Origin of the sequence: Streptomyces albus subsp. albus (genome assembly GCF_000719865.1) — a bacterium.
In the GTDB taxonomy this organism is placed as follows: Bacteria; Actinomycetota; Actinomycetes; order Streptomycetales; family Streptomycetaceae; genus Streptomyces; species Streptomyces albus_E.
Map to the genome: position 1 here is coordinate 1 of NZ_JOID01000003.1, position 25,759 is coordinate 25,759.

At 74.4% G+C, this 25,759-nt stretch carries 23 protein-coding genes, 3 tRNA genes and 1 pseudogene; 21 read left to right on the top strand and 6 right to left on the bottom strand.

Annotated elements, in window-relative coordinates:
- Positions 1-616, bottom strand: a 616-nt coding sequence (locus IF83_RS0103505) for a sensor domain-containing protein (RefSeq protein ID WP_037678567.1), incomplete at its 3' end; no start/stop codon positions are given.
- Positions 617-1,040: 424 nt separating this feature from the next.
- On the opposite strand from IF83_RS0103505, the gene IF83_RS0103510 reads away from it, so the two are divergent.
- From IF83_RS0103510 to IF83_RS0103570, 13 genes and pseudogenes are all read left to right on the top strand, one after another.
- Positions 1,041-1,451: an NADH-quinone oxidoreductase subunit A gene (locus IF83_RS0103510; RefSeq protein ID WP_030542530.1), complete on the top strand. Its 411-nt coding sequence runs from the start codon at positions 1,041-1,043 to the stop codon at positions 1,449-1,451.
- Complete coding sequence (locus IF83_RS0103515; protein WP_030542531.1) at positions 1,442-2,116, top strand: NADH-quinone oxidoreductase subunit B; 675 nt, start codon at positions 1,442-1,444, stop codon at positions 2,114-2,116. Before IF83_RS0103510 ends, IF83_RS0103515 begins: the two co-directional genes overlap by 10 nt.
- Complete coding sequence (locus IF83_RS0103520; protein ID WP_078843137.1) at positions 2,113-3,624, top strand: NADH-quinone oxidoreductase subunit C; 1,512 nt, start codon at positions 2,113-2,115, stop codon at positions 3,622-3,624. The genes IF83_RS0103515 and IF83_RS0103520 overlap by 4 nt, the downstream gene beginning before the upstream one ends.
- The gene (locus IF83_RS0103525) at positions 3,621-4,586 is read left to right on the top strand and encodes a complex I subunit 1/NuoH family protein (protein ID WP_030542533.1); all 966 of its coding nucleotides are present in this window, start codon (positions 3,621-3,623) and stop codon (positions 4,584-4,586) included. Before IF83_RS0103520 ends, IF83_RS0103525 begins: the two co-directional genes overlap by 4 nt.
- Positions 4,586-5,170: a NuoI/complex I 23 kDa subunit family protein gene (locus IF83_RS0103530; protein WP_030542534.1), complete on the top strand. Its 585-nt coding sequence runs from the start codon at positions 4,586-4,588 to the stop codon at positions 5,168-5,170. Before IF83_RS0103525 ends, IF83_RS0103530 begins: the two co-directional genes overlap by 1 nt.
- Positions 5,167-5,937 (top strand): annotated as a pseudogene (locus IF83_RS34000) (NADH-quinone oxidoreductase subunit J family protein); the annotation flags it as partial. The gene IF83_RS0103530 and the pseudogene IF83_RS34000, both read left to right, overlap by 4 nt.
- A gap of 240 nt (positions 5,938-6,177) precedes the next feature.
- Complete coding sequence (gene nuoK, locus IF83_RS34005; RefSeq protein ID WP_244176834.1) at positions 6,178-6,495, top strand: NADH-quinone oxidoreductase subunit NuoK; 318 nt, start codon at positions 6,178-6,180, stop codon at positions 6,493-6,495.
- Positions 6,492-8,783, top strand: a complete 2,292-nt coding sequence (locus IF83_RS34520) for an NADH-quinone oxidoreductase subunit 5 family protein (RefSeq protein ID WP_244176814.1) — start codon at positions 6,492-6,494, stop codon at positions 8,781-8,783. The genes nuoK and IF83_RS34520 overlap by 4 nt, the downstream gene beginning before the upstream one ends.
- A 30-nt stretch (positions 8,784-8,813) precedes the next feature.
- Positions 8,814-10,448 carry a complex I subunit 4 family protein gene (locus IF83_RS0103550; RefSeq protein ID WP_030542536.1) on the top strand — a complete coding sequence of 545 codons (1,635 nt, stop codon included), beginning with the start codon at positions 8,814-8,816 and terminating at the stop codon, positions 10,446-10,448.
- Positions 10,445-12,049 carry an NADH-quinone oxidoreductase subunit N gene (locus tag IF83_RS0103555; RefSeq protein ID WP_030542537.1) on the top strand — a complete coding sequence of 535 codons (1,605 nt, stop codon included), beginning with the start codon at positions 10,445-10,447 and terminating at the stop codon, positions 12,047-12,049. Before IF83_RS0103550 ends, IF83_RS0103555 begins: the two co-directional genes overlap by 4 nt.
- A gap of 451 nt (positions 12,050-12,500) precedes the next feature.
- Positions 12,501-13,358 carry a zinc metalloprotease HtpX gene (htpX, locus tag IF83_RS0103560; protein WP_030542538.1) on the top strand — a complete coding sequence of 286 codons (858 nt, stop codon included), beginning with the start codon at positions 12,501-12,503 and terminating at the stop codon, positions 13,356-13,358.
- Between the two features lie 474 nt (positions 13,359-13,832).
- Positions 13,833-15,209: an SGNH/GDSL hydrolase family protein gene (locus IF83_RS0103565; protein ID WP_078843139.1), complete on the top strand. Its 1,377-nt coding sequence runs from the start codon at positions 13,833-13,835 to the stop codon at positions 15,207-15,209.
- Between the two features lie 242 nt (positions 15,210-15,451).
- Positions 15,452-15,844: a YccF domain-containing protein gene (locus IF83_RS0103570; protein ID WP_030542540.1), complete on the top strand. Its 393-nt coding sequence runs from the start codon at positions 15,452-15,454 to the stop codon at positions 15,842-15,844.
- A 127-nt stretch (positions 15,845-15,971) separates the two neighbouring features.
- On the opposite strand, the gene IF83_RS31615 is transcribed toward IF83_RS0103570, so the two are convergent.
- Positions 15,972-16,760 carry a GNAT family N-acetyltransferase gene (locus IF83_RS31615; RefSeq protein WP_078843164.1) on the bottom strand — a complete coding sequence of 263 codons (789 nt, stop codon included), beginning with the start codon at positions 16,758-16,760 and terminating at the stop codon, positions 15,972-15,974.
- A 413-nt stretch (positions 16,761-17,173) separates the two neighbouring features.
- On the opposite strand from IF83_RS31615, the gene IF83_RS0103580 reads away from it, so the two are divergent.
- Positions 17,174-18,010 (top strand): AAA family ATPase, encoded by an 837-nt coding sequence (locus tag IF83_RS0103580; protein WP_030542542.1) that lies wholly within the window; start codon positions 17,174-17,176, stop codon positions 18,008-18,010.
- Between the two features lie 194 nt (positions 18,011-18,204).
- On the opposite strand, the gene IF83_RS0103585 is transcribed toward IF83_RS0103580, so the two are convergent.
- A complete protein-coding gene (locus IF83_RS0103585; RefSeq protein ID WP_030542543.1) occupies positions 18,205-18,693 on the bottom strand; it encodes a YajQ family cyclic di-GMP-binding protein in 489 nt (162 codons plus the stop codon).
- 193 nt (positions 18,694-18,886) lie between these two features.
- Here IF83_RS0103585 and IF83_RS0103590 point away from each other — a divergent pair.
- Positions 18,887-18,968: transfer RNA gene (locus IF83_RS0103590), tRNA-Tyr, on the top strand.
- A 99-nt stretch (positions 18,969-19,067) separates the two neighbouring features.
- On the opposite strand, the gene IF83_RS0103595 is transcribed toward IF83_RS0103590, so the two are convergent.
- Positions 19,068-19,730 (bottom strand): NAD(P)H-binding protein, encoded by a 663-nt coding sequence (locus IF83_RS0103595; RefSeq protein WP_030542544.1) that lies wholly within the window; start codon positions 19,728-19,730, stop codon positions 19,068-19,070.
- 323 nt (positions 19,731-20,053) lie between these two features.
- Positions 20,054-21,370 (bottom strand): amidohydrolase family protein, encoded by a 1,317-nt coding sequence (locus IF83_RS0103600; RefSeq protein ID WP_030542545.1) that lies wholly within the window; start codon positions 21,368-21,370, stop codon positions 20,054-20,056.
- Positions 21,371-21,643: 273 nt separating this feature from the next.
- On the opposite strand from IF83_RS0103600, the gene IF83_RS0103605 reads away from it, so the two are divergent.
- The 6 genes from IF83_RS0103605 to IF83_RS0103630 all read left to right on the top strand — a co-directional run bounded on the left by IF83_RS0103605 (position 21,644) and on the right by IF83_RS0103630 (position 24,645).
- Positions 21,644-21,716, top strand: a tRNA-Thr gene (locus IF83_RS0103605).
- 46 nt (positions 21,717-21,762) lie between these two features.
- Positions 21,763-21,835 (top strand) — tRNA-Met (locus IF83_RS0103610).
- Between the two features lie 83 nt (positions 21,836-21,918).
- Positions 21,919-22,083, top strand: a complete 165-nt coding sequence (rpmG, locus tag IF83_RS0103615) for a 50S ribosomal protein L33 (protein WP_003948671.1) — start codon at positions 21,919-21,921, stop codon at positions 22,081-22,083.
- A gap of 155 nt (positions 22,084-22,238) precedes the next feature.
- Positions 22,239-22,691 carry a MaoC family dehydratase N-terminal domain-containing protein gene (locus tag IF83_RS0103620; RefSeq protein ID WP_030542546.1) on the top strand — a complete coding sequence of 151 codons (453 nt, stop codon included), beginning with the start codon at positions 22,239-22,241 and terminating at the stop codon, positions 22,689-22,691.
- A gap of 1 nt (position 22,692) precedes the next feature.
- Complete coding sequence (locus tag IF83_RS0103625) at positions 22,693-23,127, top strand: MaoC family dehydratase (protein WP_030542547.1); 435 nt, start codon at positions 22,693-22,695, stop codon at positions 23,125-23,127.
- Positions 23,128-23,589: 462 nt separating this feature from the next.
- Positions 23,590-24,645 carry a UDP-N-acetylmuramate dehydrogenase gene (locus IF83_RS0103630; RefSeq protein ID WP_030542548.1) on the top strand — a complete coding sequence of 352 codons (1,056 nt, stop codon included), beginning with the start codon at positions 23,590-23,592 and terminating at the stop codon, positions 24,643-24,645.
- Positions 24,646-24,676: 31 nt separating this feature from the next.
- Here the strand turns inward: IF83_RS0103630 and IF83_RS0103635 are convergent, their stop codons facing one another.
- Positions 24,677-25,735 carry an adenosine deaminase gene (locus IF83_RS0103635; protein ID WP_051722428.1) on the bottom strand — a complete coding sequence of 353 codons (1,059 nt, stop codon included), beginning with the start codon at positions 25,733-25,735 and terminating at the stop codon, positions 24,677-24,679.
- Positions 25,736-25,759 lie beyond the last annotated feature (24 nt).

Sequence of the window (25,759 nt, forward strand, 5' to 3'; positions counted from 1 at the left end):
CGAGGCGGGCCTGTGCTCCGTCGTGGAGGTCGCGTTCGATGCGGCGGAGGTCCGCGGCGGCGGTGTCGATGACCGCCCCCCGCCCCGACTCCAGCTCGGCGATGCGCCGCTCCAGTTCGTCCGAGGGCGACAGCAGACCCCGCACCATCGCGCGGTCGCCGTGCGTCAGCGCTCGCGCCGTCCAGCCCAGCACGGGCCAGGCGACGAAGAGCGAGACGAGGGCGACGGTGAAGGTGAGCACCCCCCACGGCAGCCTGATCAGCGAGTACAGCACGGTCCGCCAGCCCACCGGATCCTTCAGGGCGGCCCACAGCCAGGGGAGGAAACCGCCGTGCGCACGGCCCCGGATGGGGCTCGGCTCCTCGACCGTCAGGCCCAGCAGCACCCGCGCCCGCGCCCGCTCCAGCTTTCCGAACTGGCGTGCCCCCAGCAGTCCGAGCGCCAGGATCGGCAGGCCGACCACCGTCAGGGAGAGCGCCGCGCCCGCGTACAGCCACACCGACACGTAGACGAACCCCGCCAGGTCCAGCGGCAGATTGGCGAGGAGATGCGTGATTTCCCGCCAGGTGCGCGCGCCGTACGCGAAACCGGGGGACGGGAGGCGTCCGCCGTCCACCCGGTCCGCGGGAGCCGGGCTCGCTGGGCCCGTTCCCTCCGCCCGGCTCCCCGGGCCCGTCGCGTCCCCCCGGCCCGTTCCGTCCGCACGTCCTCCCCGGCGCCCGGGACGGCCGGCGGCGCGGGGAGGGGAACTGAAGGTCATGCGCTCAGCCTGCCGGAGGCGGAGGGGCCCGCGCCATGGGGAAGCCCGGGGTGCCGGGGTGGGGACAACCCCACCGTTCCCCCACCACGTGCGGTACGGGCTGCTCACACGCGGACGGGCAGGCCCTAGACTCCCTGCGTACAGATCGTCGGACGGGCGGACGACCGGCCGGGAGGGCGCCCGTACGGGCGCCGTCAGAGAGCGCCGCGAGAGTGCGGACGGCGCCGGTGAGACGTCCGGACGACATGGAGACAACGCAGCCGAGTCACGAGGGGCGGACGTGCTGGAGCCGACCGTACGCACGGCACCTGTCCAGTTGGCGGCGGACTACTTCGAGGGCTACGCGGTCGTCGGCGTGCTCGCCGCGGCCGGGGTGCTCTTCGTCGTCGTCGCGTTCACGGCCGGACGGTTGCTCCGGCCCGTGGTGCCGACACCCGAGAAACTGCTGACGTACGAGTGCGGGGTCGACCCCGTGGGCGAGGGCTGGGCGCACACCCAGGTCCGCTACTACGTCTACGCCTTCCTGTACGTGATCTTCGCGGTGGACTCGATCTTCCTGTTCCCGTGGGCGACGATCTTCGCCGCGCCGGGCTTCGGCGGCGTCACCCTGGCCGAGATGTTCGTCTTCCTCGGCTTCCTCGCCGTCGGCCTGCTGTACGCCTGGAAGAAGGGCGTCCTGGAATGGACGTGACGAACAAGGCCGGTACGGCCGGAAACGGCGGCGGTACGGCCGGAAACGGAAGCGGCGCGGCCGGAGGCCCCGAGTTCCTGCCCGAGCCGCGCCGCCTCGGCGTGCTCTCGCGGCTCGCGCCGGAGCCGATGAAGGTCGTCCTCAACTGGGGCCGCCGCTACAGCCTCTGGGTCTTCAACTTCGGACTCGCCTGCTGCGCCATCGAGTTCATCGCCGCCTCGATGGCCCGGCACGACTTCATCCGGCTCGGCGTGATCCCCTTCGCGCCCGGCCCGCGCCAGGCCGACCTGATGGTCGTCTCCGGCACGGTGACCGACAAGATGGCGCCCGCGGTACGCCGGCTGTACGAACAGATGCCCGAGCCGAAGTACGTGATCTCCTTCGGCGCCTGCTCCAACTGCGGCGGCCCGTACTGGGACTCGTACGCGGTGACGAAGGGCGTGGACCAGATCATCCCGGTCGACGTCTACGTCCCCGGCTGCCCGCCCCGGCCGGAGGCGCTGCTCCAGGGCATCCTCAAACTCCAGGAGAAGATCGCGCGGGAGTCGCTGGGCGAGCGGTACGGGCCCGGCGCCGGGACCACCGCCGGACGCCGTCCCACGGCGGACCGGCTCCGCGGCGGACTGGTCCAGCCGCCGGCCACCCCCGAGGAGGACGGCCGATGACCGAGCCGAACCGGCCCGACACGGCGGGCGGGGCAGGCGGGACGGGCGCGGCGGGCGCGGCGGGCGCCGCCGCCGGGCAGCCCCCCGCCGGCTGGCTGCCCGGGGACCCCGAGGAGCTGTTCGGCGCCGGGGCGACGGCCGTGGACGCGTACGACCTGCTCACCGTGGACGTGCCCGCCGCCTCCTGGCTGCTCGCCCTGGAGATCGCCCGGGACGCGCTCCGCTGCACGTACTTCGACTGGCTGAGCGCCGTCGACGAGCCCGGCACCGGTTTCCGGGTCGCCGCGCACCTCGTCGCCCTGCCCGACACCGCCTCCGGCGCCGGCGTGCGGCGGCTGCTCGTCCGGACGACCGTCCCGCACGAAGCGGCCGAACTGCCCACCGCCACCGGCGTGTACGCGGGCGCGGCCTGGCACGAGCGCGAGACGCACGAGATGTTCGGCATCGGCTTCACCGGCCACCCCGGACTGGCGAAGCTGCTGCTCCCCGAGAACTTCGAAGGGCACCCGCTGCGCAAGGACTTCGTGCTGGCGGCCCGGGTCGCCAAGGCGTGGCCGGGAGCCAAGGAGCCGGGCGAGTCCGGACACGGCGGGCCCAAGCGCCGGCAGATGCTGCCACCGGGCGTGCCCGACCCGAACGAATGGGGCCCGCTGAAGGGCCAGTTGCCCCCGGCTCCCACCCGCGCCGCCCGTGGCGCGCGGGCGGCGGGGGCCGCGGGCCGCGCCGGTGCGGCGGGCGCGGGCGGTGCGGCGGGCCCGGGGGCGGCCGCCCCGGGAGCGGCCGAGCGCAGGCCGCGCCGCGCGCGCAGCGCGAGCGCGGGCTCCGCGAGCCAGCGGGCGGCGGCAACGGAGACGGAGACGGCCGCGGGCGGCGGCGCGGACAGCGGTGCTGCCACGCCGGGCGGCGGTGGTGCCCCGGCGGGTGGTGCGAGGGCCGGTGGTACGAAGCCGGGTGGCGCGGAGGCCGATCGCGGAGCGCCGGAGGGTGCCACGGCCGGTGGCGCGGCCCCCGGTGAATCCGTGGCCGGACAGACGGCAGCGACAGGAGACGCCGCCCCGGGCCCGGCGGCCGGACGACCGCCCCGCCGGACCAGCGGCGCGAGTGAGGGCTCGGCGAGCCGGCGAGGCGGACGCCCGGGGGAGAAGGCCCCGGACGACGGGACGGCCACGCCCGCGGCCGGAACCGGCGAGCCCGCCCGGGACGCCGGCACGCCGGAGAGCGGCCCGCGCGGCACCGCCGGCGCGGCGGGCAGCGGCCCGGCGGGGGAGTCCGCCGGGCGGAAGCCCGCGCCGCGCTCCACGGACGCGCCCTGGCTCAACCCCCGTCCGGCCTTCGACGAACCGAGCCCGACGGGCGGCGAGAGCACGCCGGACGCGGAGTCCGGACCCGGGACGTCCGGACACGCGAGCCCCGAGCACGGGACCCCCGGACCGGAGCACCCCGAACAGAAGCCCGGCCGGGACCGCAGGCCCGGCACCGGCCCCGACTCCGCGGGAGGCGACTCGTGACCGACGTGCTCGACGTCGTATGGCGGCTGCTCGCGGTCTTCGTGGCGTTCCTCGTGCTGCCGCTCGTGGTGGGCCAGACCGAACACAAGGTCATGGCCCATATGCAGGGCCGGCTCGGCCCCATGTACGCCGGCGGCTTCCACGGCTGGGCTCAACTCGTCGCCGACGGCGTCAAGTTCGCGCAGAAGGAGGACATCGTCCCGGCGAACGCCGACCGGCGCGTCTTCCGGCTCGCGCCCGCCGTGGCGCTGCTGCCGTATCTGCTGGTGCTGGTCGCCATCCCGGTCGGACCGGGGGACGCCGTCGGCCAGTCCCTGGACGCGGGGATCTTCTTCGTGCTGGCGGTGCTGGGCGTCGGCGTGCTCGGCTCGCTGATGGGCGGCTGGGCGTCGGCGAACAAGTTCTCGCTGCTCGGCGGGCTCCGCACGGCCGCCCAGTTGCTGGCGTACGAGCTGCCGATGCTGCTGGCCGCCGCCTCCGTGGCGATGGCCGCCGGGACGGTGTCCCTCACCGGCATCCTGGACGGCTTCCAGTGGTGGTGGGTGCCGTGGCAGATCGCCGGCGCGCTGGTCTTCTTCACGGCCGGGCTCGCGGAGCTGCAGCGGCCGCCCTTCGACATGCCGGTGGCCGACTCCGAGATCATCTTCGGCGCGTACACCGAGTACACCGGTCTGCGCTTCGCACTGTTCCTGCTCGCCGAGTACGCGGGCATCGTCGTGCTCTGCGCGCTGACGACCGTCCTCTTCCTCGGCGGCTGGCACGGACCCTTCGCGGACGCCGGGCTCGGGTGGGTCTGGACACTCCTCAAGACGGGGCTGCTCGCCTTCGTCGTCATCTGGCTGCGGGTCAGCTATCCGAGGCTCCGCGAGGACCAGTTGCAGAAGCTCGCCTGGACCGTGCTCGTCCCGCTCGCGCTCGCGCAGATCGCGCTCACCGGTGTCGTCAAGGTGGTGATTTCCTGATGTCCCCCATGCCGGGCAGCGGCCTCGCCAAGGGGCTGGCCGTGACGCTGCGGACGATGACGCGGCGCGCGCACACCGCCCGTTACCCGGACGTGCAGCCCGAACTGCCGCCCCGCTCGCGTGGAGTGATCGGGCTGTTCGAGGAGAACTGCACGGTCTGCATGCTCTGCGCCCGCGAGTGCCCCGACTGGTGCATCTACATCGACTCCCACAAGGAGACGGTGCCCCCGGCCGCGCCGGGCGGGCGCGAGCGCAGCCGCAATGTGCTGGACCGCTTCGCCATCGACTTCGCACTCTGCATGTACTGCGGTATCTGCATCGAGGTGTGCCCCTTCGACGCGCTGTTCTGGTCGCCGGAGTTCGAGTACGCCGAGACGGACATCCTCGAACTCACTCACGAGCGCGACAAGTTGCGCGAGTGGATGTGGACGGTGCCCGCTCCGCCGGCGCTCGACGCGGCGGCCGAGGAACCGAAGGAGGTCGCGGCGGCGCGCAGGACGGCCGACAAGATCGCGGCGGCCGAAGAGGCGGCGGGTGGAGAGCAGCCGGGGCAGCCGGAACAGCGGCGGGAGGGCGGCGCATGACCGGGACCGGTCCGGCGCTCCTCGCCGCCGGCACCCTGGCCGCCGACGCGTACGCCGGTCTGCGGGCCGCCGCGCCGGCCGCGGTGTCCGCGGCCGCATCCGCCCAGACCCGGGGTTTCCTGTCGCCGTCCGGCGTGGAGATCGCCTTTCTGCTGGTCGGCCTGGTCACCCTGGGCGCGGCCGTCGTCACCGTCACCACCCGGCAACTGGTGCACGCCGCGCTCTGGCTGGTGGTGGCGCTCGGCGGGCTGGCCGTCGAGTACCTGCTGCTGACGGCCGAGTTCATCGCCTGGGTGCAGGTGCTGATCTATGTGGGCTCGGTGGTGGTCCTGCTGCTCTTCGGGCTGATGCTGACCCGGGCTCCCATCGGCCGCTCCCCGGACGCGGATTCGGGCAACCGCCCGGTCGCCCTGGCGGTGGCGTCGGTGGCCGCGGTGACCCTGGTCTGGGTGGTCGCCGACGCCTTCCGCACCACCTGGATCGACCTCGACGGGCCCGCGCGGGGCAGCACGGAGGCCTCCGGCAGGATGCTGTTCAGCCACTGGGTGCTGCCGTTCGAGGCGCTGTCCGTGCTGCTGCTCGCCGCCCTCGTGGGAGCGATCGTCCTCTCCCGCCGCAACGGCACTCCGGCCACCTCGCCGGCCGCCGCCCGCACCGCGGGCCTCTCCGCCCCGTCGCGCGGCAAGCCCTCGGGCTCCTCGGGCACCTCGGCCCGGGGCCGGAACGGTGACGGGACCAGCGCCGGCCCCAGCGGCAGCGCGGCCGACGGCGGCGCGGGCAAGGGCAGCACCGGCAACAGCGCCGCCCCCGGCAGCGTCGGCAACAGCGCCGGCACGGCGGACGCAGGCGGCGCAGGCGCCGGCACGGCGGACACCGGCACGGCGGACACCGGCACGGCGGACACCGGCACGGCGGACACCGGCACGGCGGACACCGGCACGGCGGACGCCCTCCTCTTCTGCACCGGCCTCTACGGCGTCCTCGCCCGGCGCAACGCGATCCTGGTCCTGATGTCGGTCGAGCTGATGCTCAACGCCGTCAACCTCAACCTCGTCGCCTTCGACGTCTGGCTCCGCGACACCCTGCACGCCGGGCAGGCGCTGACCCTCTTCACCATCACCATCGCCGCCGCCGAGATCGGCATCGGCCTCGCCATCGTCCTCCTCGTGTACCGCAACCGGGGCAGCTCCGACATCGACCGGCTCCGGGACACCGCCGACTCCGGCGGCCCCGACCCGGACACGGACCCGGACGGGGCCGCGGCCGCCGCGGCGGCGGACGGCACCCAGCAGGCACCGGAACAGAAGGCAGAGGCCGCCGCGTGACGACCACGACCCTCGCCGTCCTCGTCCCCCTCCTGCCGTTCCTCGGCGCCGTGGCGATCCTGCTCCTCGGCCGGCGGGCCCCCGGCTTCGTCCAGCCCCTCGCCGTGCTGCCGACGCTCGCGGCCGCAGTCCTGGCCGCGTTCACCGCCGTGCGCCAGGGCGGCGGCGAGGCCCTGGACGCCGGGACCCGGCTGACGCCCACCGGCTCCGTCCCCATCGACCTCGCCCTGCACCTGGACGGGTTCGCGGTGCTGGTGGCCGTGCTCGTCGGCACCGTCGCCACCTGCGTGCAGCTCTACTCGGCCGGCTACCTCCGGGACGACCCCCGCTACGCCTCCTACGCCGCCCTGGTCTCCCTCTTCACCGCCGCGATGCTGCTCGTCGTCTACTCCGGCGATCTGATGGTGCTGCTGGTCGGCTGGGAGGTCATGGGCATCTGCTCGTACTTCCTGGTCGGCCACTACTGGGAGACGGAGGCCGCCCGCGCCGCCTCCCTCAAGGCGTTCCTCGTCACCAAGCTCGGTGACGTCCCCCTCCTGATCGGCCTGTTCGCGCTCGCCGACGAGGCCGGCACCTTCCGCATCACCGGCATCCTCACCGCCGCCTCCTCCGGTGACGGGCTCGAGCACCCCACCCTGATCGCGCTGCTGCTGCTCGCGGGCGTGGCGGGCAAGTCCGCGCAGTTCCCGCTGCACACCTGGCTGCCCGACGCGATGGCCGGCCCCACGCCGGTCTCCGCGCTGATCCACGCCGCGACCATGGTCGCCGCCGGTGTCTACTTCGTCGCCCGGCTGCTGCCGGTCTTCACCTCCTCCGCCGTCGCGCTCACCGTCCTCGGGCTGATGGCCGCCGTGACGATGGCCGGCTCCGCGCTCGCCGCGCTCGCGCAGGACGACATCAAACGCGTCCTCGCCTACTCCACCCTCGGCCAGCTCGGCTATATGACCGGGGCGCTGGCCGTCGGCGAGCGGGGCGCCGCCGTCTTCCACCTCCTCACCCACGGCGCGTTCAAGGCTCTCCTCTTCCTCGGCGCGGGCGTGCTCATCCACGTCGCCGGGACCAACTCGCTCGCCGCCATGTCCCGCATGCCGGAGCTGCGCCGGCGCGCGCCCGACGCCTTCTGGACGATGACGGTGGCGCTGCTCGCCCTGGCCGCCGTTCCGCCGTTCAGCGGCTTCTTCTCCAAGGAGGCCGTGCTCGGTGCCGCCGAGCACGCCGCCCTCGGGGACTCCCCGGGCATCCCGGCCGCCGCGGGCTGGACCGTGCTCGCCGCCGGCCTGCTCACCGCCCTCCTCACCGCCGCCTACGCCACCCGCCTCTGGCTCCTCATGGGCGTCCCCGGCGCCCGCACGGCCGCCGCCCCCGGCTCCGGCCGCGACACGGAGCCGGGCGCGGCCGCCGCCGGCGGTGACGCCCGCGCCGCCGCCGACGCCGCCAACCCCGACGCCGGTGACGGCGCGCGGCCCGGGACAGCCGCCGTCCCCGCCGCCGAGGAGGGCGCGCACCCCGGGCCGCCGGCCACTCCCGCCGCGAGCTCCGCCCCCGGTCCGGCCCCCGCCGAGGTCTCCGCCCCCGGCCGAGGCCGGGAGTCCGGGACGGACGCCGCTCCGGGGCTCGCCCCGGAGGCCCCGCACCACGCCCGCACCCCGGTCGTCATGAACGCCGTCCTCTGGGTGCTGTTCCTTCCCGCCGCCGGGCTCGGCGCCGCCGTCGGGTGGCTGCCCCGCTGGTTCGACGGCGACTCGCTCGCCCCGACCCTGGTCACCTCCGTCCTCGGTACCGGTCTCGCCCTCGTCGGCATCCTCCTCACCTACGCCACCTGGCGGCACACCACCGCCCTGGCCGCCCGCCCGGCGCCCCGCCCCCTCCCGGTGGCGGCGGTGGCCGCGCACCCCGGAACCCCGGAGCCCGCGCGGTCCGAGGCCGAGGCCATCGCCACCCACGAACCGGCGTACGGCGACATCGCCTCCGCCCCCGACCCGGCCGACCCGGGGCGGCTCCTCCTCGGCCCGCTGCACCGGCACGCCGCCGCCGGCTTCCACCTCGACCGGCTCTACTCGGCGGTCTTCGTCCGCCCCGTCCGCGCCGCCGCGCGGCTGGTGGGCTTCCTGGACCGCGAGGTCGTCGAGACCTGGGTCCGGGGTGCCGCCGCCGGACCGGGCCTCCTGGGCGCGGCCGTCCGCCGGGCCCAGACCGGCAATGTGCAGAGCTATCTGGGCGCCCTGCTGGCGGGCTCCGTCGTCCTGGCCGTAGCCGCCGTCCTCGTCGCCACCGGAACCGGAGCGTGACCCGTGAGTGGCCTGCTCAATGACACCGTGATGCGGTACCTCCTCGTCGCGATCGTCCTCCTCCCCCTGCTCGGCTCCGCCGCCGCCCTGCTCCCCGCACCCCCCGGCCTCAAGGGCCGCGGCCCGGAGCAGGCCGTGCTCCGCCACGGCGTCACCGTCACCGGCGCCGTCCTCCTGCTGTCCATCGCCCTGGCCGCGGGCTTCGACCGGGACGACCCGGCGCGGATGCAGGCCACCACGGACGTCAGCTGGATCCCCGCCCTGGACACCCGGATCCATCTGGGCGTCGACGGCGTCTCGCTCCCCCTTCTCGTCCTGACCGCGTTGCTGACCTTCCTGTGCGCGGTGCACGCCTACTACCGCGGGCCCGCCGGAGCCCGGGCCTCCTCCGGCTCCGCCGCTTCCGCCGCCGAAGCCGCCGGCTCGCCCGATTCCGCCGGCTCCGCCCATTCCGCCAAGGGCTATGTCGCGCTGCTCCTCCTGCTGGAGGGCGGCACCCTCGCCACCTTCGCCGTCCTCGACCTCCTCCTCTTCTTCCTGGCCTTCGAGACCGTCCTGATCCCGATGTACTTCCTCATCGCCCGCTGGGGCGGCGAGGGCCGGGAGCGGGCGGCCTGGAAATTCATCCTCTACACGCTGCTCGGCTCCGTCGTGATGCTGCTGGGCCTCCTCCTTCTCGGACTCCGCGGCGGCACGTTCGACATGGTGGCACTCGCCACTGACAACGGGTCGTCGATCGGTCACACAACGCAACTGATCGCGGTCCTCGCGGTCGGCATCGGCCTCGCCGTGAAGACCCCGATGTGGCCCCTTCACAGCTGGCTTCCCGACGCCCACACCGCCGCCCCCACCACCGGCTCCGTCCTCCTCGCCGGTGTCCTGCTGAAGATGGGCACCTACGGCTTCGTCCGCATCGCGCTGCCCATCGCCCCCGACGGGATGCTCACCCTCGCCCCCTACTTGGCCGCCTTCGCCGTCGCCGGCATCGTCTACGGCTCCCTCGCCTGCCTGGCCCTGGCCCGCAGCGGCGCGGGCGGCGATCTGAAACGCCTCATCGCCTACTCCTCCGTGGGCCACATGGGCTTCGTGCTCCTCGGCATCGCCACCCTCACCCCCACCGGCGTCAACGGCGCCCTGTTCGCCAACGTCGCCCACGGCCTCATCACCGGCCTCCTCTTCTTCCTCGTCGGCGCGGTCAAGGAGCGCTACGGCACCGCCGACCTGGACCGCCTCGCCGGCGTCTCCGGGGGCGCCCTCTACGGCCGCGCCCCGCGCCTCGGCGGGCTGCTCGCCTTCGCCGCCGTCGCCTCCCTCGGCCTTCCCGGACTCGCCGGATTCTGGGGCGAGATGCTGACCCTCTTCGGGGCCTTCCGGCCGGCCGAGGGCCTGAGCCGCCCCGCCTTCCTCGTCTTCATGTCGGTGGCCGCCTTCGGCACCCTGCTCACCGCCGCGTATCTGCTCGTCGTCGTCCGCCGCGTCTGCATGGGCGACGGGCCCGACGGCGGCGAGGCCGCGCCCGCCGTGTTCACCGACGTCCGGGGCCACGAGTTCGCCGCTTGGACGCCGCTCGTCGTCCTCACCGTCCTCGCCGGCCTCTGGCCCGCCGTCCTCCTCGGCCTGACCGATCCGGCCGTGCAGACGCTCCTGACCGGAGGCAGCCGATGACCTCCCTCGTCCAGTCCGTCGACTGGCTCGCGATCGCCCCGCCCGCCGTCGCGGCCGGGGCCGCCCTCGTGGTGCTCGTCGCCGACCTCTTCCTGCCCGAACGCCGCAAGCCGCTGCTCGGGGCCCTCGCGTGCGGCGGCCTCGCCCTCGCGACGCTGGCCCTGCTGCCGCTGCTCGACGGCGGCCGGCGCACCTTCTGCCTGACGACCGCGCCGGACACGTGCAGTTACGCGGCCGACCCGTTCGCGCTCGCCCTCCAGTTCCTGGTGCTCGGCGGGGCGCTGCTGACGGCGCTGCTCTCCGTGCACACCGTCCGGGACCTCGGCCTCCCCGCCGGCGAGTACTGGTTTCTGCTGCTCGCCTCCGCCGCCGGCGCCGCCCTGCTCCCCGCCTCCCGCGATCTGGCCACTTTGGTCGTCGCCCTGGAAGTCGCCTCGCTGCCCGCCTTCGCCCTCGTCGGCCTGCGGCGCGGGAGCCGGCTCTCCTCGGAGGCGGCGCTCAAGTTCTTCCTGTCGTCCGTGGCCGCCACCGCCGTCATGCTGCTCGGCGTGAGTTTCGTCTACGCGGCCACCGGCTCGATGCACCTCTCGCGGGTCGCGGACGGTCTCGACGCGGTGCCCGCGCAGTTGTCCACCCTCGCCACCGCGGGCGTCGCCCTCACCCTCGTCGGTTTCGCCTTCAAGACGGCCGCCGCGCCCTTCCACTTCTGGGTGCCCGACACCTATGTCGGCGCGCCCGTGCCCATCGCGGGCTATCTGTCGGTGGTCGGCAAGGCGGCGGGGTTCTCCGGCCTGATCCTGGTGGCCGTCCTGGCGTTCCCCTCCCACGCGGAGGTCTGGGGCCCGGTCGTCGCCGTGCTCGCCGCGCTCACCATGACGGCGGGCAACGCGGCCGCGCTGCGCCAGCGCCCCGAGCGCGCGCACAGCGCCGTCCGCCTGCTGGCCTGGTCGTCCGTCGGTCAGGCCGGTTACCTGCTGGTGCCGATCGCCGCCGCCGCGTACACGGACGACCCGAACGACGCCATCGGCACCACCGTCGCCTACGCCCTGATGTACGCGGTGGTGAACCTCGGTGCCTTCGGCGTCACCGCCCTGGTCGCCCGGACGCACCCGGCGGGCCGGATCACCGACTTCCGGGGACTGTGGGCCGGCCGGCCGCTGGCCGCGCTGTCCCTCGGCTTCTTCCTGCTCGCCCTCGCCGGGCTGCCCCCGGGGATCATCGGGCTCTTCGCCAAGGTGGCGGTCTTCTCGACGGCGGTCGAGGCCGGGCTCGGCTGGCTCGCGGTCGTCATGGCCGTCAACGTCGTGATCGCGCTCTACTACTACCTCCGCTGGACCGCGGTGCTCTTCCGGGGACCGGCGGCGGAGGCGGAGCCGGCCGCGGAGCCGGCCGTGGCGGCGGCGACCACGGCGGCGTCGCGGACGGTGACCGAGCGGACGGCAGGCGAAGGACCCGCGGCCCCACCGGCCGCCGCCCCGCCCCGGCCGCCGAGGGCCCCGGCCTCCCTCGCCGCGGCCATCGCCCTCGCCGCCGTCCTGGGCATCGCCCTCTCCGGCGCGCCCCAGCTCGTCCTGCGCTTCGCCACCGCCGCCCTCCTGTGAGCTGACCGCTCCGGGGCCGAGCCGCGCGGACACAGACCGCTGCCGTCCGCCCGGCGCCGCGCCCGGTGACTCCGCCCGCGCCGCCCGCGCCCCCGTGCCGGGACCGGTCTGCCCGCTCGCGCACGGACCGTCCTCGCCACGGCCGCTTCTCCGACGCGGCTGCCCGCGCCCGGCGCGGGGCGGGGAAGGGCGCCGCGCGGAAGCCCGTCGTGCGCCCAACCGCGGCACCCGGGGCGTGCGCCTGAGCGCGTTCCCCGGGCGCACAGCTCCGGCACGCCGCGCCCGCGGACGGCCGGAAGCCCCCGCGCCCGGCTCGGCGGCGCCCCGGCACCCCGGCGTCCACCTGGGAACTCACCGCCCCCGCCCCGCGTTGACGGGGAGAACAACGGGGCCACTGGAAGGTGGAGCACGCAGCGGCAAGTTCCCCACCACAGCACCAGGAGGGCGTACAGTGCACCGCCGGCACAACGGGCTGAAAACCGCCGTACTCCTCGGCGCGCTGTCGGCACTGATCATCGTGATCGGTGGGCTCTTCGGCCGTACGGGCCTCGTCGTCGCCGTGTTCGTGGCGCTCGGTACCAACGCCTACGCGTACTGGAACAGCGACAAGCTCGCCCTGCGCGCGATGCGCGCCCGGCCTGTGAGCGAGTTCGAGGCCCCGCAGCTGTACCGCATCGTGCGCGAGCTCTCCACCGCCGCCCGGCAGCCCATGCCGCGGCTCTACATCTCCCCGACGCAGGCACCGAACGCCTTCGCGACCGGCCGGAACCCGCGCCACGCGGCCGTCTGCTGCACCGACGGCATTCTGCGCATCCTCACCGAGCGTGAGCTGCGCGGCGTCCTCGGCCATGAGCTCAGCCACGTCTACAACCGCGACATCCTGATCTCCTCGGTCGCCGGCGCCCTCGCCTCCGTCGTGATGTTCCTGGTGAACTTCGCCTGGCTGATCCCCTTCGGCCGCACCGACGACGACGAGGGCCCGGGCCTCTTCGGCTTTCTGCTGATCATGCTGCTCGGTCCGCTCGCGGCCTCCCTCATCCAGCTCGCGGTCAGCCGGTCCCGGGAGTACGAGGCCGATGCGTCCGGCGCCGGGATGACGGGTGACCCGCTGGCCCTGGCCAGCGCCCTCCGCAAGCTCGACGCGGGGGCGAAGCAACTGCCGCTGCCCCCCGAGCCGCGCCTGGAGACGGCGAGCCACATGATGATCGTCAACCCGTTCCGCCCCGGCACGGTGTCAAAACTCTTCTCGACCCACCCGCCGATGGCCGAGCGCGTCGCCCGGCTGGAGCGCATGGCGGGCGGCCGCTGACGGAAACGCCGGCCCGCTCGGCTCGCCCGGCCGGCCCGGCGGACCGCGGATCCCGGGCCCGTGGACCCCGGGTCTCCTGCCCGGGGCCGGGGCAACCCCGCACCCCGCTGTCACCGCCGGTGGCCGGAGTCGGCCTCGTCCACCGCCTCCACGACCGCGACAGGCCAGGTGGGAACCCCTCGCCGGTCGCACGGCGGCCCGAGCCCACCGGGACGCGAGGGCAGCCGGAGGACCGGGCGCGGCCGGCGAAAGGGCACAGCGGCTGCCCGGTCGTAACGAGGCCGCCCCTTTTTCCCGTGATGAGCCCGGCGTACGATCCCGAATTGCGCCGCGCTGCCCCGTAACTCCGAACAGACCGCGAGAAGCCGCACCCCTGCTCCGCACACTCCGTACCGGCGCCCGCGCCGCCGACACCGGCCACGGGGCGCCCCGTCCACGCCCCGCCCCGACGCCAGCGAAGGAAAGTGCCAGCAGATGACCCTGATACGGCGGCTCACCCGCTTGTCCCGCCCCGCGCGCACCGCGCGCCCCGTGGTCCCCGCGCCGTCGACCGCACAGGCCCCCGCCGGCGGCGGCCGGGGACCGGCGAGGCGACGAACCTCCCCCAGCCCCGGACTCCGGGGCGGCGGACTGCTCGCAGCCGCCACCGCGGCCGTCCTGTTCAGCACGTCCGGGGCGGCGGCCGCCGACTGCGCGGACGGAGCGGACGGAGGCACGGCCGGCCAGGGCGCCACCTACTACATCTCCCTCGGCGACTCCCTCGCCTCCGGCTACCAGCCGGACGCCGGCAAGGACACGGACACCGCCTACACCGACAAGCTGTTCGAGACCCTCAAGAAGAGCAACCCCGGTCTCGAACACATACGCCTCGGATGCGCGGGGGAGACCACCGAGACGTTCATCGGCGGTGGCAAGTGCGACTACCCCGACGCGACCTCCCAGCTCGACGCCGCCCTCAAGGCGCTGGAGAAGCACGAGGGCAGCGTCGCCTACGTGACCATCGACATCGGCGCCAACGACATCAGGGCGTGCTCCGCCGCCACCGGCGCGATCGACCCCGTCTGCATGGCCGAGGCGTCCCAGGCGATCGGGACCAACCTGACCGGGATCACCGGCAAGCTGCGCAAGGCCGGTTCGGCGAGCACCCAGTACGCGGGCATGACGTACTACAACCCGTTCCTGGCCGCCTGGCTCCTCGGCGAGTCCGGGCAGCAGACCGCCAGGAGCTCGGCAGCCGTCGTCAAGGCCGGCAACGAGGCCATCGCGGGGGTCTACCGCACCGCGGACTACAAGGTCGCCGACGTGGCCGCCGCCTTCGGCTCGGACGACTTCGACACCCGCGTCGAACTGCCCGGCATGGGGTCGGTTCCCGCCAACGTCGCCAAGATCTGCGAGCTGACCTGGCAGTGCACGCATCAGGACATCCACGCCAACGCCGCAGGCCACGAGCTGATCGCCGGCACCTTCGCGAAGGTCCTGCCGCGGACTCCGCCGGGCGACGACTGCACACCCCCGGAGGCGACCCCGTCCACGGAGCCGTCCGGGGGCGGCAACGCCCCGGGGACCGAGACGGACGGCAAGAAGCCCGCCCCGGGCACCGAGGGCACCGACGGCGGCGACGAGGACGAGGACCAGGACAGGGACAAGGCCGGGACGACCGGCTCCCGCGACGGCTCCGCACCCGGCCCCAAGGGCGACCTCGCCGACACGGGCTCGTCGAGCACCACCCCGATCGTCGCGGGCGCGGCCGCACTGGTCCTGGCGGCCGGCGCGGGCATGGTCTTCGCGGTACGCCGCCGCGGCGGACGGCCGGACGGCAGCGGAACGACGGAGCCGCCGCGGTCCGGGTGACGCGGACGAGCCGCGCCGGCGCACCGGACGACGCCGAAGCGGCGCGTCCGGACACCGAGTGAACGACCGAGGGCGCCCGTGCACCAGCGGGCGCCCTCGGCCCGCCCCGGACGAGCCCGCCCCGGACGAGCCCAAGCCGCCGTACCCGCGACGAGCACCGATGGCGCCGCCCACCGGCCGCGGCAGGCACCGGTCGGGCGACGGGCCGGGCACGAGGGCGCCGCCCCTGGCAGGCTGGAGGAGTGAAGACTCTTCTGAACCTGATCTGGCTCGTGCTCTCCGGCTTCTGGCTGGCCCTCGCCTATGTGCTCGCGGGGCTCATCTGCTTCGTTCTGATCATCACGATCCCGTTCGGCATCGCGTCGTTCCGGATCGCGGGCTACGCCCTGTGGCCGTTCGGCAAGACGACCGTCGAGCGGCGCGACGCGGGCGCGGGCTCGCTGATCGGCAACATCGTCTGGATCGTCTTCGCGGGCTGGTGGCTCGCCCTCGGGCACATCGTCACCGGCCTGGCCCTCTGCGTGACCATCATCGGAATCCCGTTCGGCATCGCCAACTTCAAGATGATCCCGATCTCCCTGATGCCGCTCGGCCGCGAAATCGTCCCCACGGACCGCCCGTTCGCCACCCGCTGAGACCCGGCCGCCGAAGCGGGCAGCCGCCGAACCGGCGACGCGCGGCCGCCCGCGCCCACCACCGCGGCCTCGCCGCACGTGATCCGCCGCCCGGTGACCGGTGCCTTCCGGCCGGCCGGGCGGCGGCTCAACTCCCGGACGAACCCGAACCCGAACCCGAACCCGGATCCGAACCCGAACCTGCACCCGAACCCGCAGCCCCGGAGGCCGGAGCCCTCGAAGTACCAAAAGACCCTGGAGAACAGGGAGAAGAAGAACCGGCAGAGCCGCCGGAACGAACGGGATCGGGATCCGCAGGGCCGCCGGAACCGGACCGGGCCTCCCCGCCCCCCGGTGCCTGGAGCAGCCGCGGCGAGGCCGCGAACCCGTGCCGCGAGTACACCGGGACCGCCCGGGAGCTCGAGTGCACCGTCACCCGCTCCAGCCCCGCCTCCCGAGCCAGCTCCCGCACCGCGTCGATGAGCCGCCCGCCCAGCCCGCCGTCCCGCTCCGCCGGCACGACGTACACGCACTGCACATCACCGGACGCCCGTTCCAGGGCCCGCGGGCTCGGTACCCGCCGCACGACCGCCAGCCAGGCCATCCCGATGATCTCCGCGCCCCGCAGCATCACCAGACAGCGGTGCGAACCCGCGTTCTCCCGCGCCCAGTCCACGAAATGGCGGAGGAACTCCCCGCGCGTGGCGACCGGCGTCCCCCCGTTCTCCAGCACCCACTGCCACCGCAGCGCGGCGACGGCCTCCAACTCCCCGTCCAGCACGGGCCGGACGACGACGTTGTCGGGAACCCCGTCCACCGCGCCGCCGGGCACGCCGTCCGCCGCGTGGCCGGGCACCTCGCCCACCGCGTGGCCGGGCAGTCCATCCGCCGCGCCACCGCGAACGCCCGCCGCGCCGTCACCCGCGATACCGTCCATGCCGCCATTCTGGCGGAGCCCGCCCACCGCTCCACCGCCTCACCGGCCACGGAGCACATCCGCACCCCTCGACCGCGAGGGCCGGGTGCAGGGCCGTGTGCAGGGTCCCGACAAGGGTTTTCCCCGTATCGGGTCCGCCGCCCCGAACCTACGCTCGGGGAACCGGTCACCACCTCCCCCTCTGTGGCGACCCGGTCCGGCTGGTCCCCCGCGCTCCGCGATCCCGTCTCCACCCCAACTCCCCAACGCGACACGGGATCGCGGCCCGTGGACCACGATGCGGCGACGCAACGACGCGCGAAGGCGGTGGACGTGTCATGCGGTCGGTAGTGCACGGCGGAGCACCCGCCGGACAACCCGGGGCGCTCGGAGACGCCGGAGGCCCCGGAGGCCCCGGAGACCCCGAAGCTCCCGTGGGACGCCCGGATCTCCTCGACCGGCTCCACCAGACCCTGCGCGCCCACGGCCGCGCCGTGCTCACCGGCGCGCCCGGAGCCGGCCGGTCGGCCGTCCTGGACGTGGTCGCGCGGACCGCCGAGTCGCGCGGCGAGACCGTGCTGCGCCTGGCCCCGGCCGAACGCGACCGCGCGGTGCCCGGCGCCGCCGCCACCGCACTGCTCGCCGCCATCCCGACCGCCGCGCTCGCCCCACTGCCCGGCATGTCCTTCCGCGCGGTCCCCGGCAGCCTGCCCGCTCCCGGCGCCGGCACCGGACTCCGTTCCGGCCGCGGCACGAGACCGGGCGCGGACGGAACCGGAACTGCGCGCACCATCCCCCGTACCAGCGGCGGACGGAGCACCGGCCGGGCCCGCAGGGGCGGCCCGCTCGGCGCCGCGCCCGCCGCCTCCGTACCGGCACTCCTCCGCAGACTGGCGGGGGAGTGGCCGGTGCTCCTCGTCATTGACGACGCCCAGTGGCTGGACGAGGAGAGCGTGCTCCTGCTGCGCTCCGTCCTGCACCCGGGCGCCGGGACCGTACCGGCGGAGCTGCGGCTGCTGATCGCCGAACGCACCGCGCCCGGTGCGCCGCGCGAGGCCGTCGCCCCCGCCCTCTGCGGCGCCGCACCCCGGGACACCATCGCCCTGCCGCCGCTCGACACGGCGGCGACGGCCGAACTCCTCGCCCGCCACCGGCTGCCGCGGCGGCTGACCGACGCGGTGCACCGCGCCTCCGGCGGCAACCCGGCCCGCGCCCTGGCCGTCGCCCGCACCCTGTCCGCCACCCCGTCCCCGGAGCTCGCCGCCGGCTGACCCGGGCCGGCGCCCACCGCCTCCGGCACACGCGAGCGCCTCCGGGAACGCCCCGCCCCGTCACCCGTAACCCACACTCCACAACCCACAACGCAAGACGCACAACGAGGGCAGTGCGTCGGACGGGGATTCCGACGTACTGCCCTCGCTGTGTCGCAGCCGACCGCGCGGACGCGGACCTCAGCCCACCGGCCTCACCGGTAGTTCACGAACTGCACCGCGAAGTCCAGGTCCGCGCCCTTGATGAGCTGCTGCACCGCCTGCAGGTCGTCCCGGCTCTTGGACGACACCCGCAGCTCGTCGCCCTGCACCTGCGCCTTGACGCCCTTCGGGCCCTCGTCGCGGATCATCTTCGCGACCTTCTTCGCGTTCTCCTGGGAGATGCCCTCCTGGATGGTCGCGAAGATCTTGTACTCCTTGCCGGAGAGCTGCGGCTCCCCGGCGTCCAGCGCCTTGAGCGAGATCCCGCGCTTGACCAGCTTGGACTGGAAGACGTCCAGGATCGCGTTGACCCGGTCCTCCGAGTTCGCCTGCATCAGGATCTTCTCGCCCGACCACTCGATCGACGCGCCGACGTTCCTGAAGTCGTAGCGCTGCGAGATCTCCTTGGAGGCCTGGTTGAGAGCGTTGTCGACCTCCTGCCGCTCGACCTTCGAGACGATGTCGAAACTGGAGTCGGCCATCGTGAGTTGGCTCCTCATCCCTAGATCATCCGGTACAGCGGAACCATCCCGGTCCGCAGCGCCCAGCCTAGCCATCCGAGCCATGATCCAACCGCGATCAACCGGGTGGCGGACCACCCCGGTTCATCGGGTATGGTTTACGACGTTGCCACCGAGCACCGCCACCGGGCGGGACGGCGGCGACACCCTCCTAGGCGGTGTGCCCGAGCGGCCAAAGGGAGCAGACTGTAAATCTGCCGGCTCAGCCTTCCCAGGTTCGAATCCTGGCGCCGCCACAGGAACAGAAGAGGCCCCTGATCTGCGCATCAGCAGATCAGGGGCCTTCTTCGTGCCCTATCCACCCAGCCCCTCCCGGCCGGGCGCACCCGCCCCGTTCAGCCCGCCCCGGAGGCCTTCACCGCCTCCGCCACCGGCACCGTTCCGCTGATCAGCTCCAGCGTCTTCCCGATGGTCCCCGGTTCGTCCAGCAGGGCGGCCAGCACCGCCGCCACATCGTCCCGCGGCACCGCGTCCCGCCCGGTGCGCTCGGCGAGCGTGACCAGCCCCGTCCCCGGATCGTCGGTGAGCCGGCCCGGCCGCAGGATCGTCCAGTCCAGCCCGGTACGGGCCCGCACGGCCGCGTCCGCCGCGCCCTTCGCCCGCAGATAGGCGGCGAAGACCGGATCGGTCTCCGGCGGCGGCTCGCTGCCGGCCCCCATCGACGAGACGACGAGGAAACGCCGCACTCCGGCCCGCTCGGCCGCTTCCGCGAACAGTTCGGCGGCCGCCCGGTCCACGGTGTCCTTCCGGGCGACGCCGCTGCCGGGCCCGGCGCCGGCCGCGAAGACCGCCGCGTCGGCGCCCTGCAGATGGGCCGCGACCTCCTCGGTGATCGCCGACTCCAGGTCGCACAGCACGGGTTCGGCTCCCGCTTCCCGCAGGTCGTCGCCCTGCTCGCGGTTGCGGATGAGGCCCGCGACCTCGTCACCGCGCCCGGCGAGCAACCGCTCCAGCCGCAGCGCGATCTGACCGTGTCCTCCAGCGATGACAATGCGCATGGTCCCGACCGTACGCCGAGGGCGCGAGGCGCGGGCAGAGGGCGCGCTGGCCACACGGGGCGCCCGCCGCAGCCCGTTCCGCGCCCCACACGCTCACCGGATCCGCCCCGCGCCCCCACCGGATCCGCCCCGCGCCCCCACCGGATCCGCCCCGCGCCCCCACCGGATCTGCCGTGGAGCCGCCGCGGGCCGGCCCCGGGTCCGTCCCGGAGCTGCCGCTCCCGCGGCACCGTCACCAGGCGCACCGCCGTCCGGTGCCGACGTCCGCAACACCGCCGTCCGGGCCCCTCGGCAGCCGGCGCCGGCCGTAACACCCCCACCCGTCAGGGGACTTCGCGCCCCGGCCCCTGCCGCGCCTGGCGCGGCAGATCGAGCGAGGCCACCGTCTCCGAGTCGCAGTACTCGCGCACCGCGCTGGTACGCGCCACGATCCGCCCCTCGTGCACCACGATCCGGCTGTACGCCAGCGACAGGGCCCCGGCCACGCTCTCCCCGCGCACCGCCAGCAACTCCGCCGGGAAACCGGCCTCCAGCCGCACCGGCCGCAGGCCCATCACCGCCCTGGCGCGGTCACTGACCGCGGCGTACGCCGCCTCCGGACTCTCCCCGCCCTGCGTGGCCAGCAGATACGCGGCCTCCAGCGGATCACCGCGCCCCACCGGATTGGCCGCGTCCCGCAGCGCCCCGCTGCCCGCGGCCACCCGCACCCCGGCCGCCCGCAGCAGCCGTACCGGGGCGGCCGCGGGAACCGGCGGTCCGGGGCGCGCCGCTCCGTCGCACTCCATGGCCGCGCAACCGCCCTGCGGCAGCAGGACGACGGAGACACCCGCGGCCGCGAGCCGGTCGGCGGCCCGGCGCGCGTCGGGCCGGGGGAGCAGCGAGAGCCCCGCGCACGGTCCGATGGACACCCCGGGCCGCAGGCCGCCGGCCATCGCCGCCAGCCGCGCCAGCCGGGCCGGGTCGTCGCCCTCCGTGTGCAGGTCCACGGAGCAGCCGTGCTCCGCCGCCACCCCGAGCACGGCCTCGACGTAGCCGGAGGGGTCCGGGTCGAGATCCGGGCAGCCGCCGACGACCGCCGCCCCCATCTTGACCGCGTCCCGCAGCATCGCCAACCCGTCCGCGCCCGCCGCCCCGGTCAGCAGCCGCGGCACGGCGACGGTCGTCAGCTCGGTCAGCCCGCCCAGCGCCCGCCGCGCCTGGAGCGTCCCCTCCAGCGCGCGCAGCGCGTGCACTCCGCCGACGCGGACATGGGCCCGCAGGGCAGTGGCGCCGTGGCCCAGGTGGAGCAGGGCGGCCTCGGTGGTGCGGCGCTGCACGTCGCCGGTGCTGTACGGGGCCGGGCCGTTCCCGCCGGCGGTGAGCGCGGTGTCGGTGTGGGCGTGCGGCTCGGCGGGGGCGGGGAGCAGGAGATAGCCGCTGAGGTCGATCCGGGTGGCCTCGCCCGCGCGGTCCCCGGCGCGCTCTCCCGTACGGGAGGACCGGGTGAGGCTGCCGGCCGTGCCGACCGCCTCGATGCGCCCTTCGCTGATCCGGACGTCCACGGTGCGGCCGTCGGGGAGCCGGGCGCCGGAGAGGACGAGCGCGGACGGCGCGGGTGCGCTCTCGCTGCCGGAGGGCTGCGGTCGGCGGCTGTCGGGCATCGCGCTCCTGCGGGGGCTTCTGCGGGGGTTCCGTTACGGGCCCCGGGTCCGGGGCCGCGGGGTCCGGAGTCACGGGTTCCGGGGTAAAGATCACGAAGCGTGAGCCGAGCCTAGGGGGCCGCCGCGGAGGTCACGAGCAGGAGCGCAATAGTCGTACCGGTGGGGTCGCGGGTGCGCGCGGGGCGGGACGGACCGGGCGGTGAGCGGTGGGGCCGGGCGGGGCCGATACGGATTTCACCTTCGGCCGTTCAGCGTGTAATGTCTTCATCGCTCGCCCCAATAGCTCAGTCGGCAGAGCGTCTCCATGGTAAGGAGAAGGTCTACGGTTCGATTCCGTATTGGGGCTCTGGTGTGGGAACAATCCGTCCGCCGGGCGGGTTGTCCGACATCGAAGCGGTGTAGCTCAGTCGGTAGAGCAAGCGGCTCATAATCGCTGTGTCACCGGTTCAAGTCCGGTCACCGCTACGAACAGTAGCCGATTGCAGGCTAAGTCCTTCGATCGGCTACTCTTTCTGCGTTCATCCACTGTTCGTCCAAGGAGCACTCACGTGGCTGCCACCGACGTCCGCCCGAAGATCACGCTGGCCTGCGTGGAGTGCAAGGAGCGGAACTACATCACCAAGAAGAACCGGCGTAACAACCCGGACCGACTGGAGATGAAGAAGCACTGCCCGCGCTGCAACGCGCACACCGCGCACCGCGAGACGCGATAACAACAGGCTCGTCCATGAGGCCGTCCCCAGCCGGGGGCGGCCTCATGGCGTTGCCGGGTCCACCGGAACCCCGGGGTCCGCCAGACGGCCGGGACGGGCGCCGGGACCATCTGGTAGACCGATCAGATCAGCCCCGAGCAGGAGGTGCCGAGCAGATGGCGCTCGACCAGTCCTTCGTCGGCCGGGCGTACCCGCCCACCGCGCCGTACGAAGTCGGACGCGAGAAGATCCGCGAGTTCGCCGAGGCCATCGGCGACGTGCATCCGGCCTACACGGAGCCGGACGCGGCCAGGGCGCTCGGCCACCCGGATGTGATCGCCCCGCCGACCTTCGTGTTCTCGCTCACGTACCGGGCCGCCGGACAGGTGGTCGACGACCCGCAGCTCGGCCTCGACTACAGCCGGGTGGTCCACCGCGACCAGCGGTTCGTCTACAGCCGCCCGGTGCGCGCCGGCGACCGGCTCTCGGTCACCACCACGATCGACGAGGTCAAGACCCTCGCGGGGAACGACATCCTCGACATCCGCGGAGACGTGCACGACGCCGACGGTGAGCACGTCGTCACCGCCCACACCGTGATCGTCTCGCGCGCCCCGGAGGGGAACTGACATGGCCGCCGCCCTCTCCTACGACGACGTCGAGCCCGGCTCCGAGCTGCCGCCCCGGTCCTTCCCGGTGACCCGCGCGGACCTCGTGCAGTACGCGGGCGCGTCCGGCGACTTCAACCCGATCCACTGGAACGAGCGCTTCGCGAAGAGCGTCGGCCTGGAGGACGTCATCGCGCACGGCATGTTCACCATGGCCGAGGCCGTCCGTGTCGTCACCGACTGGGCGGGCGACCCGGCTGCCGTCGTCGAGTACGGGGTGCGCTTCACCAAGCCGGTGGTGGTCCCGGACGACGACAAGGGCGCCGTGATCGAGGTCTCGGCGAAGGTCGCGGCCAAGCTGGGCGAGGACACGCGCAGGGTCCGCGTCGACCTGACGGCGACGAGCGCGGGCCAGAAGGTCCTGGGCATGTCCCGCGCGGTGGTCCAGCTGACCTGATGCGTGCGGGGCGGGGCGGGCAACGCCCCGCCCCGCGTCGGCCGTCCCCGCGTCGGCCGTCCCCGCGTCGGCCGTCCCGACCCGGGAGCTTGGACCGGACCCTCCGGCAGGTCTGGTACCGGCCAGGACCGTCCGCCCCTCCGGGTCCCGAGGGCCGGACCACCCGGCACCGGGAAGGTGCGGCCGGGAGCCACAACCCGGCCCTCCTGCTGTCCGGAGCAAGCTCCGCCGCCTCGGAGCACACCCCGCGCATCCGCCTTCTCCGCTCCGGAGAAACGGGTGGGCGGGAGGGAAAACACCCGCGCGCAGCGCGAAACGGCGCCGCACCCGGCACAGAAGCGAACCCGGCGCAGAAGCGAACCCGGCACAGAAGCGAACCCGGCGCAGAAGCGAACCCCGCACAGAGGCGAACCCCGCGCCCGGAGAACCCCGCGCCGGAGGCGCCCCCGTACGCTGGTGCCCGTGCAGGTACTCCACGACGCCCCGCTGGCCCCGCTCACCACCTTCCGCCTCGGCGGCCCGGCCAACCGCCTGGTCACCGCGGAGACGGACGAGGAGGTGATCGCGGCCGTCCGCGAAGCCGACGCCGCCGGCACCCCGCTCCTCCTCATCGGTGGCGGCAGCAACCTCGTCATCTCCGACAAGGGGTTCGACGGCACGGCCCTGCGCGTCGCCACCCGCGGCTTCCTTCTCGACGGCACCCGCCTCGAACTCGCCGCCGGCGAGAACTGGTCCGAGGCCGTGGCCCGCACCGTCGAGGCGGGCCTCGCCGGTGTGGAGTGTCTCGCGGGCATCCCCGGCTCCGCCGGCGCGACGCCGATCCAGAACGTCGGCGCGTACGGCCAGGAGGTGGCGACCACCATCACCGAGGTGGTGGCCTACGACCGCCTGTCCGGCGAGACGGTCACCATCCCGAACGCGGACTGCGGCTTCTCCTACCGTCACAGCCGCTTCAAGGCCGAGCCCGACCGCCATGTCGTCCTGCGCGTCCGCTTCGAACTGGAGGACGCCGGCGGTCTGTCGGCCCCACTGAAGTACGCCGAGACGGCCCGCGCCCTGGGCGTCGAACCGGGCGAGCGCGTCCCCGCCGCCGCGGCCCGCGAGACCGTTCTCGGACTCCGCGCCGGCAAGGGCATGGTGCTGGACCCGGAGGACCACGACACCTGGTCGGCCGGCTCCTTCTTCACCAACCCCGTCCTGGACGCGGACGAGCACGCCGCCTTCCTGGCCCGCGTCACCGACCGGCTCGGCCCCGGCACCGAGCCTCCCGCGTACCCGGCGGGGGAGGGACGGGTGAAGACCTCCGCGGCCTGGCTCATCGACAAGGCGGGCTTCACCAAGGGCTACGGCACCGGCCCGGCCCGCATCTCCGGCAAGCACACCCTGGCCCTCACCAACCGCGGCGAGGCCACGACCGAGGACCTTCTCGCCCTGGCCCGGGAGGTCCGCGACGGTGTGCGCGAGGCCTTCGGGGTGACCCTGGTCAACGAGCCGGTGACGGTGGGCGTCAGCCTCTAGACCGGCCCCGGCCGCGCCCACTCCTCGCCGGCTACTCCTCCGCCAGCCAGTCGTCGATGCCGCTCAGCATCCGCTTGCGCACGTCCTCCGGCGCCCGGGACGCCCGCACCGACTGCCGTGCCAGCTCGGCCAGTTCCGCGTCGGTGAACCCCTGCACCGACCGCACCAGCTCGTACTGGTCGGCCAGCCGCGACCCGAACAGCAGCGGGTCGTCCGCGCCCAGCGCCACGGGCACGCCCGCGTCGAACAGCGTCCGCAGGGGAACGTCCTCCGGCTTCTCGTAGACGCCCAGCGCCACATTGGACGCCGGGCAGACCTCGCAGGCCACCCCCCGTTCGGCCAGCCGTTCCAGCAGCCGCGGGTCCTCCGCGGCCCGCACCCCGTGCCCCACCCGGTCGGCGTGCAGATCGTCCAGGCAGTCCCGTACGCTGCCGGGCCCCGACAGCTCGCCCCCGTGCGGGGCGGCGATCAGCCCGCCGGCCCGGGCGATGGCGAACGCCCGGTCGAAGTCCCGTGCGAAACCGCGTCGTTCGTCGTTGGACAGCCCGAAGCCGATCACACCGCGGTCCGCGTACCGCACCGCCAGCCGCGCCAGGGTGCGCGCGTCCAGCGGGTGCTTCACCCGGTTCGCCGCGACGAGCACCCGCATGCCGACGCCCGTCTCCCGCGAGGCCGCGTCCACCGCGTCCAGGATGATCTCCATGGTGGGGATGAGCCCGCCGAGCCGCGGCGCGTACGAGGTCGGGTCCACCTGGATCTCCAGCCAGCCCGAACCGTCCCGCGCGTCCTCCTGCGCGGCCTCGCGCACCAGCCGCTGGATGTCCTCGGCGGTCCGCAGGCACGACCGGGCGATGTCGTAGAGCCGCTGGAACCGGAACCAGCCGCGCTCGTCCGTCGCCCGCAGCCTCGGCGGCTCGCCGCCGCTCAGCGCCTCCGGCAGGTGCACACCGTGCTTGTCGGCGAGTTCGAGCAGCGTCGTGGGCCGCATCGAGCCGGTGAAGTGCAGATGCAGATGGGCCTTCGGCAGCAGCCGGACATCACGTGTGGCGGTGCGGGGGAGCGGGGGATTCCCGTGGTGGTACGGCGACATTCCAAAATCCTGCCGTATGACCCG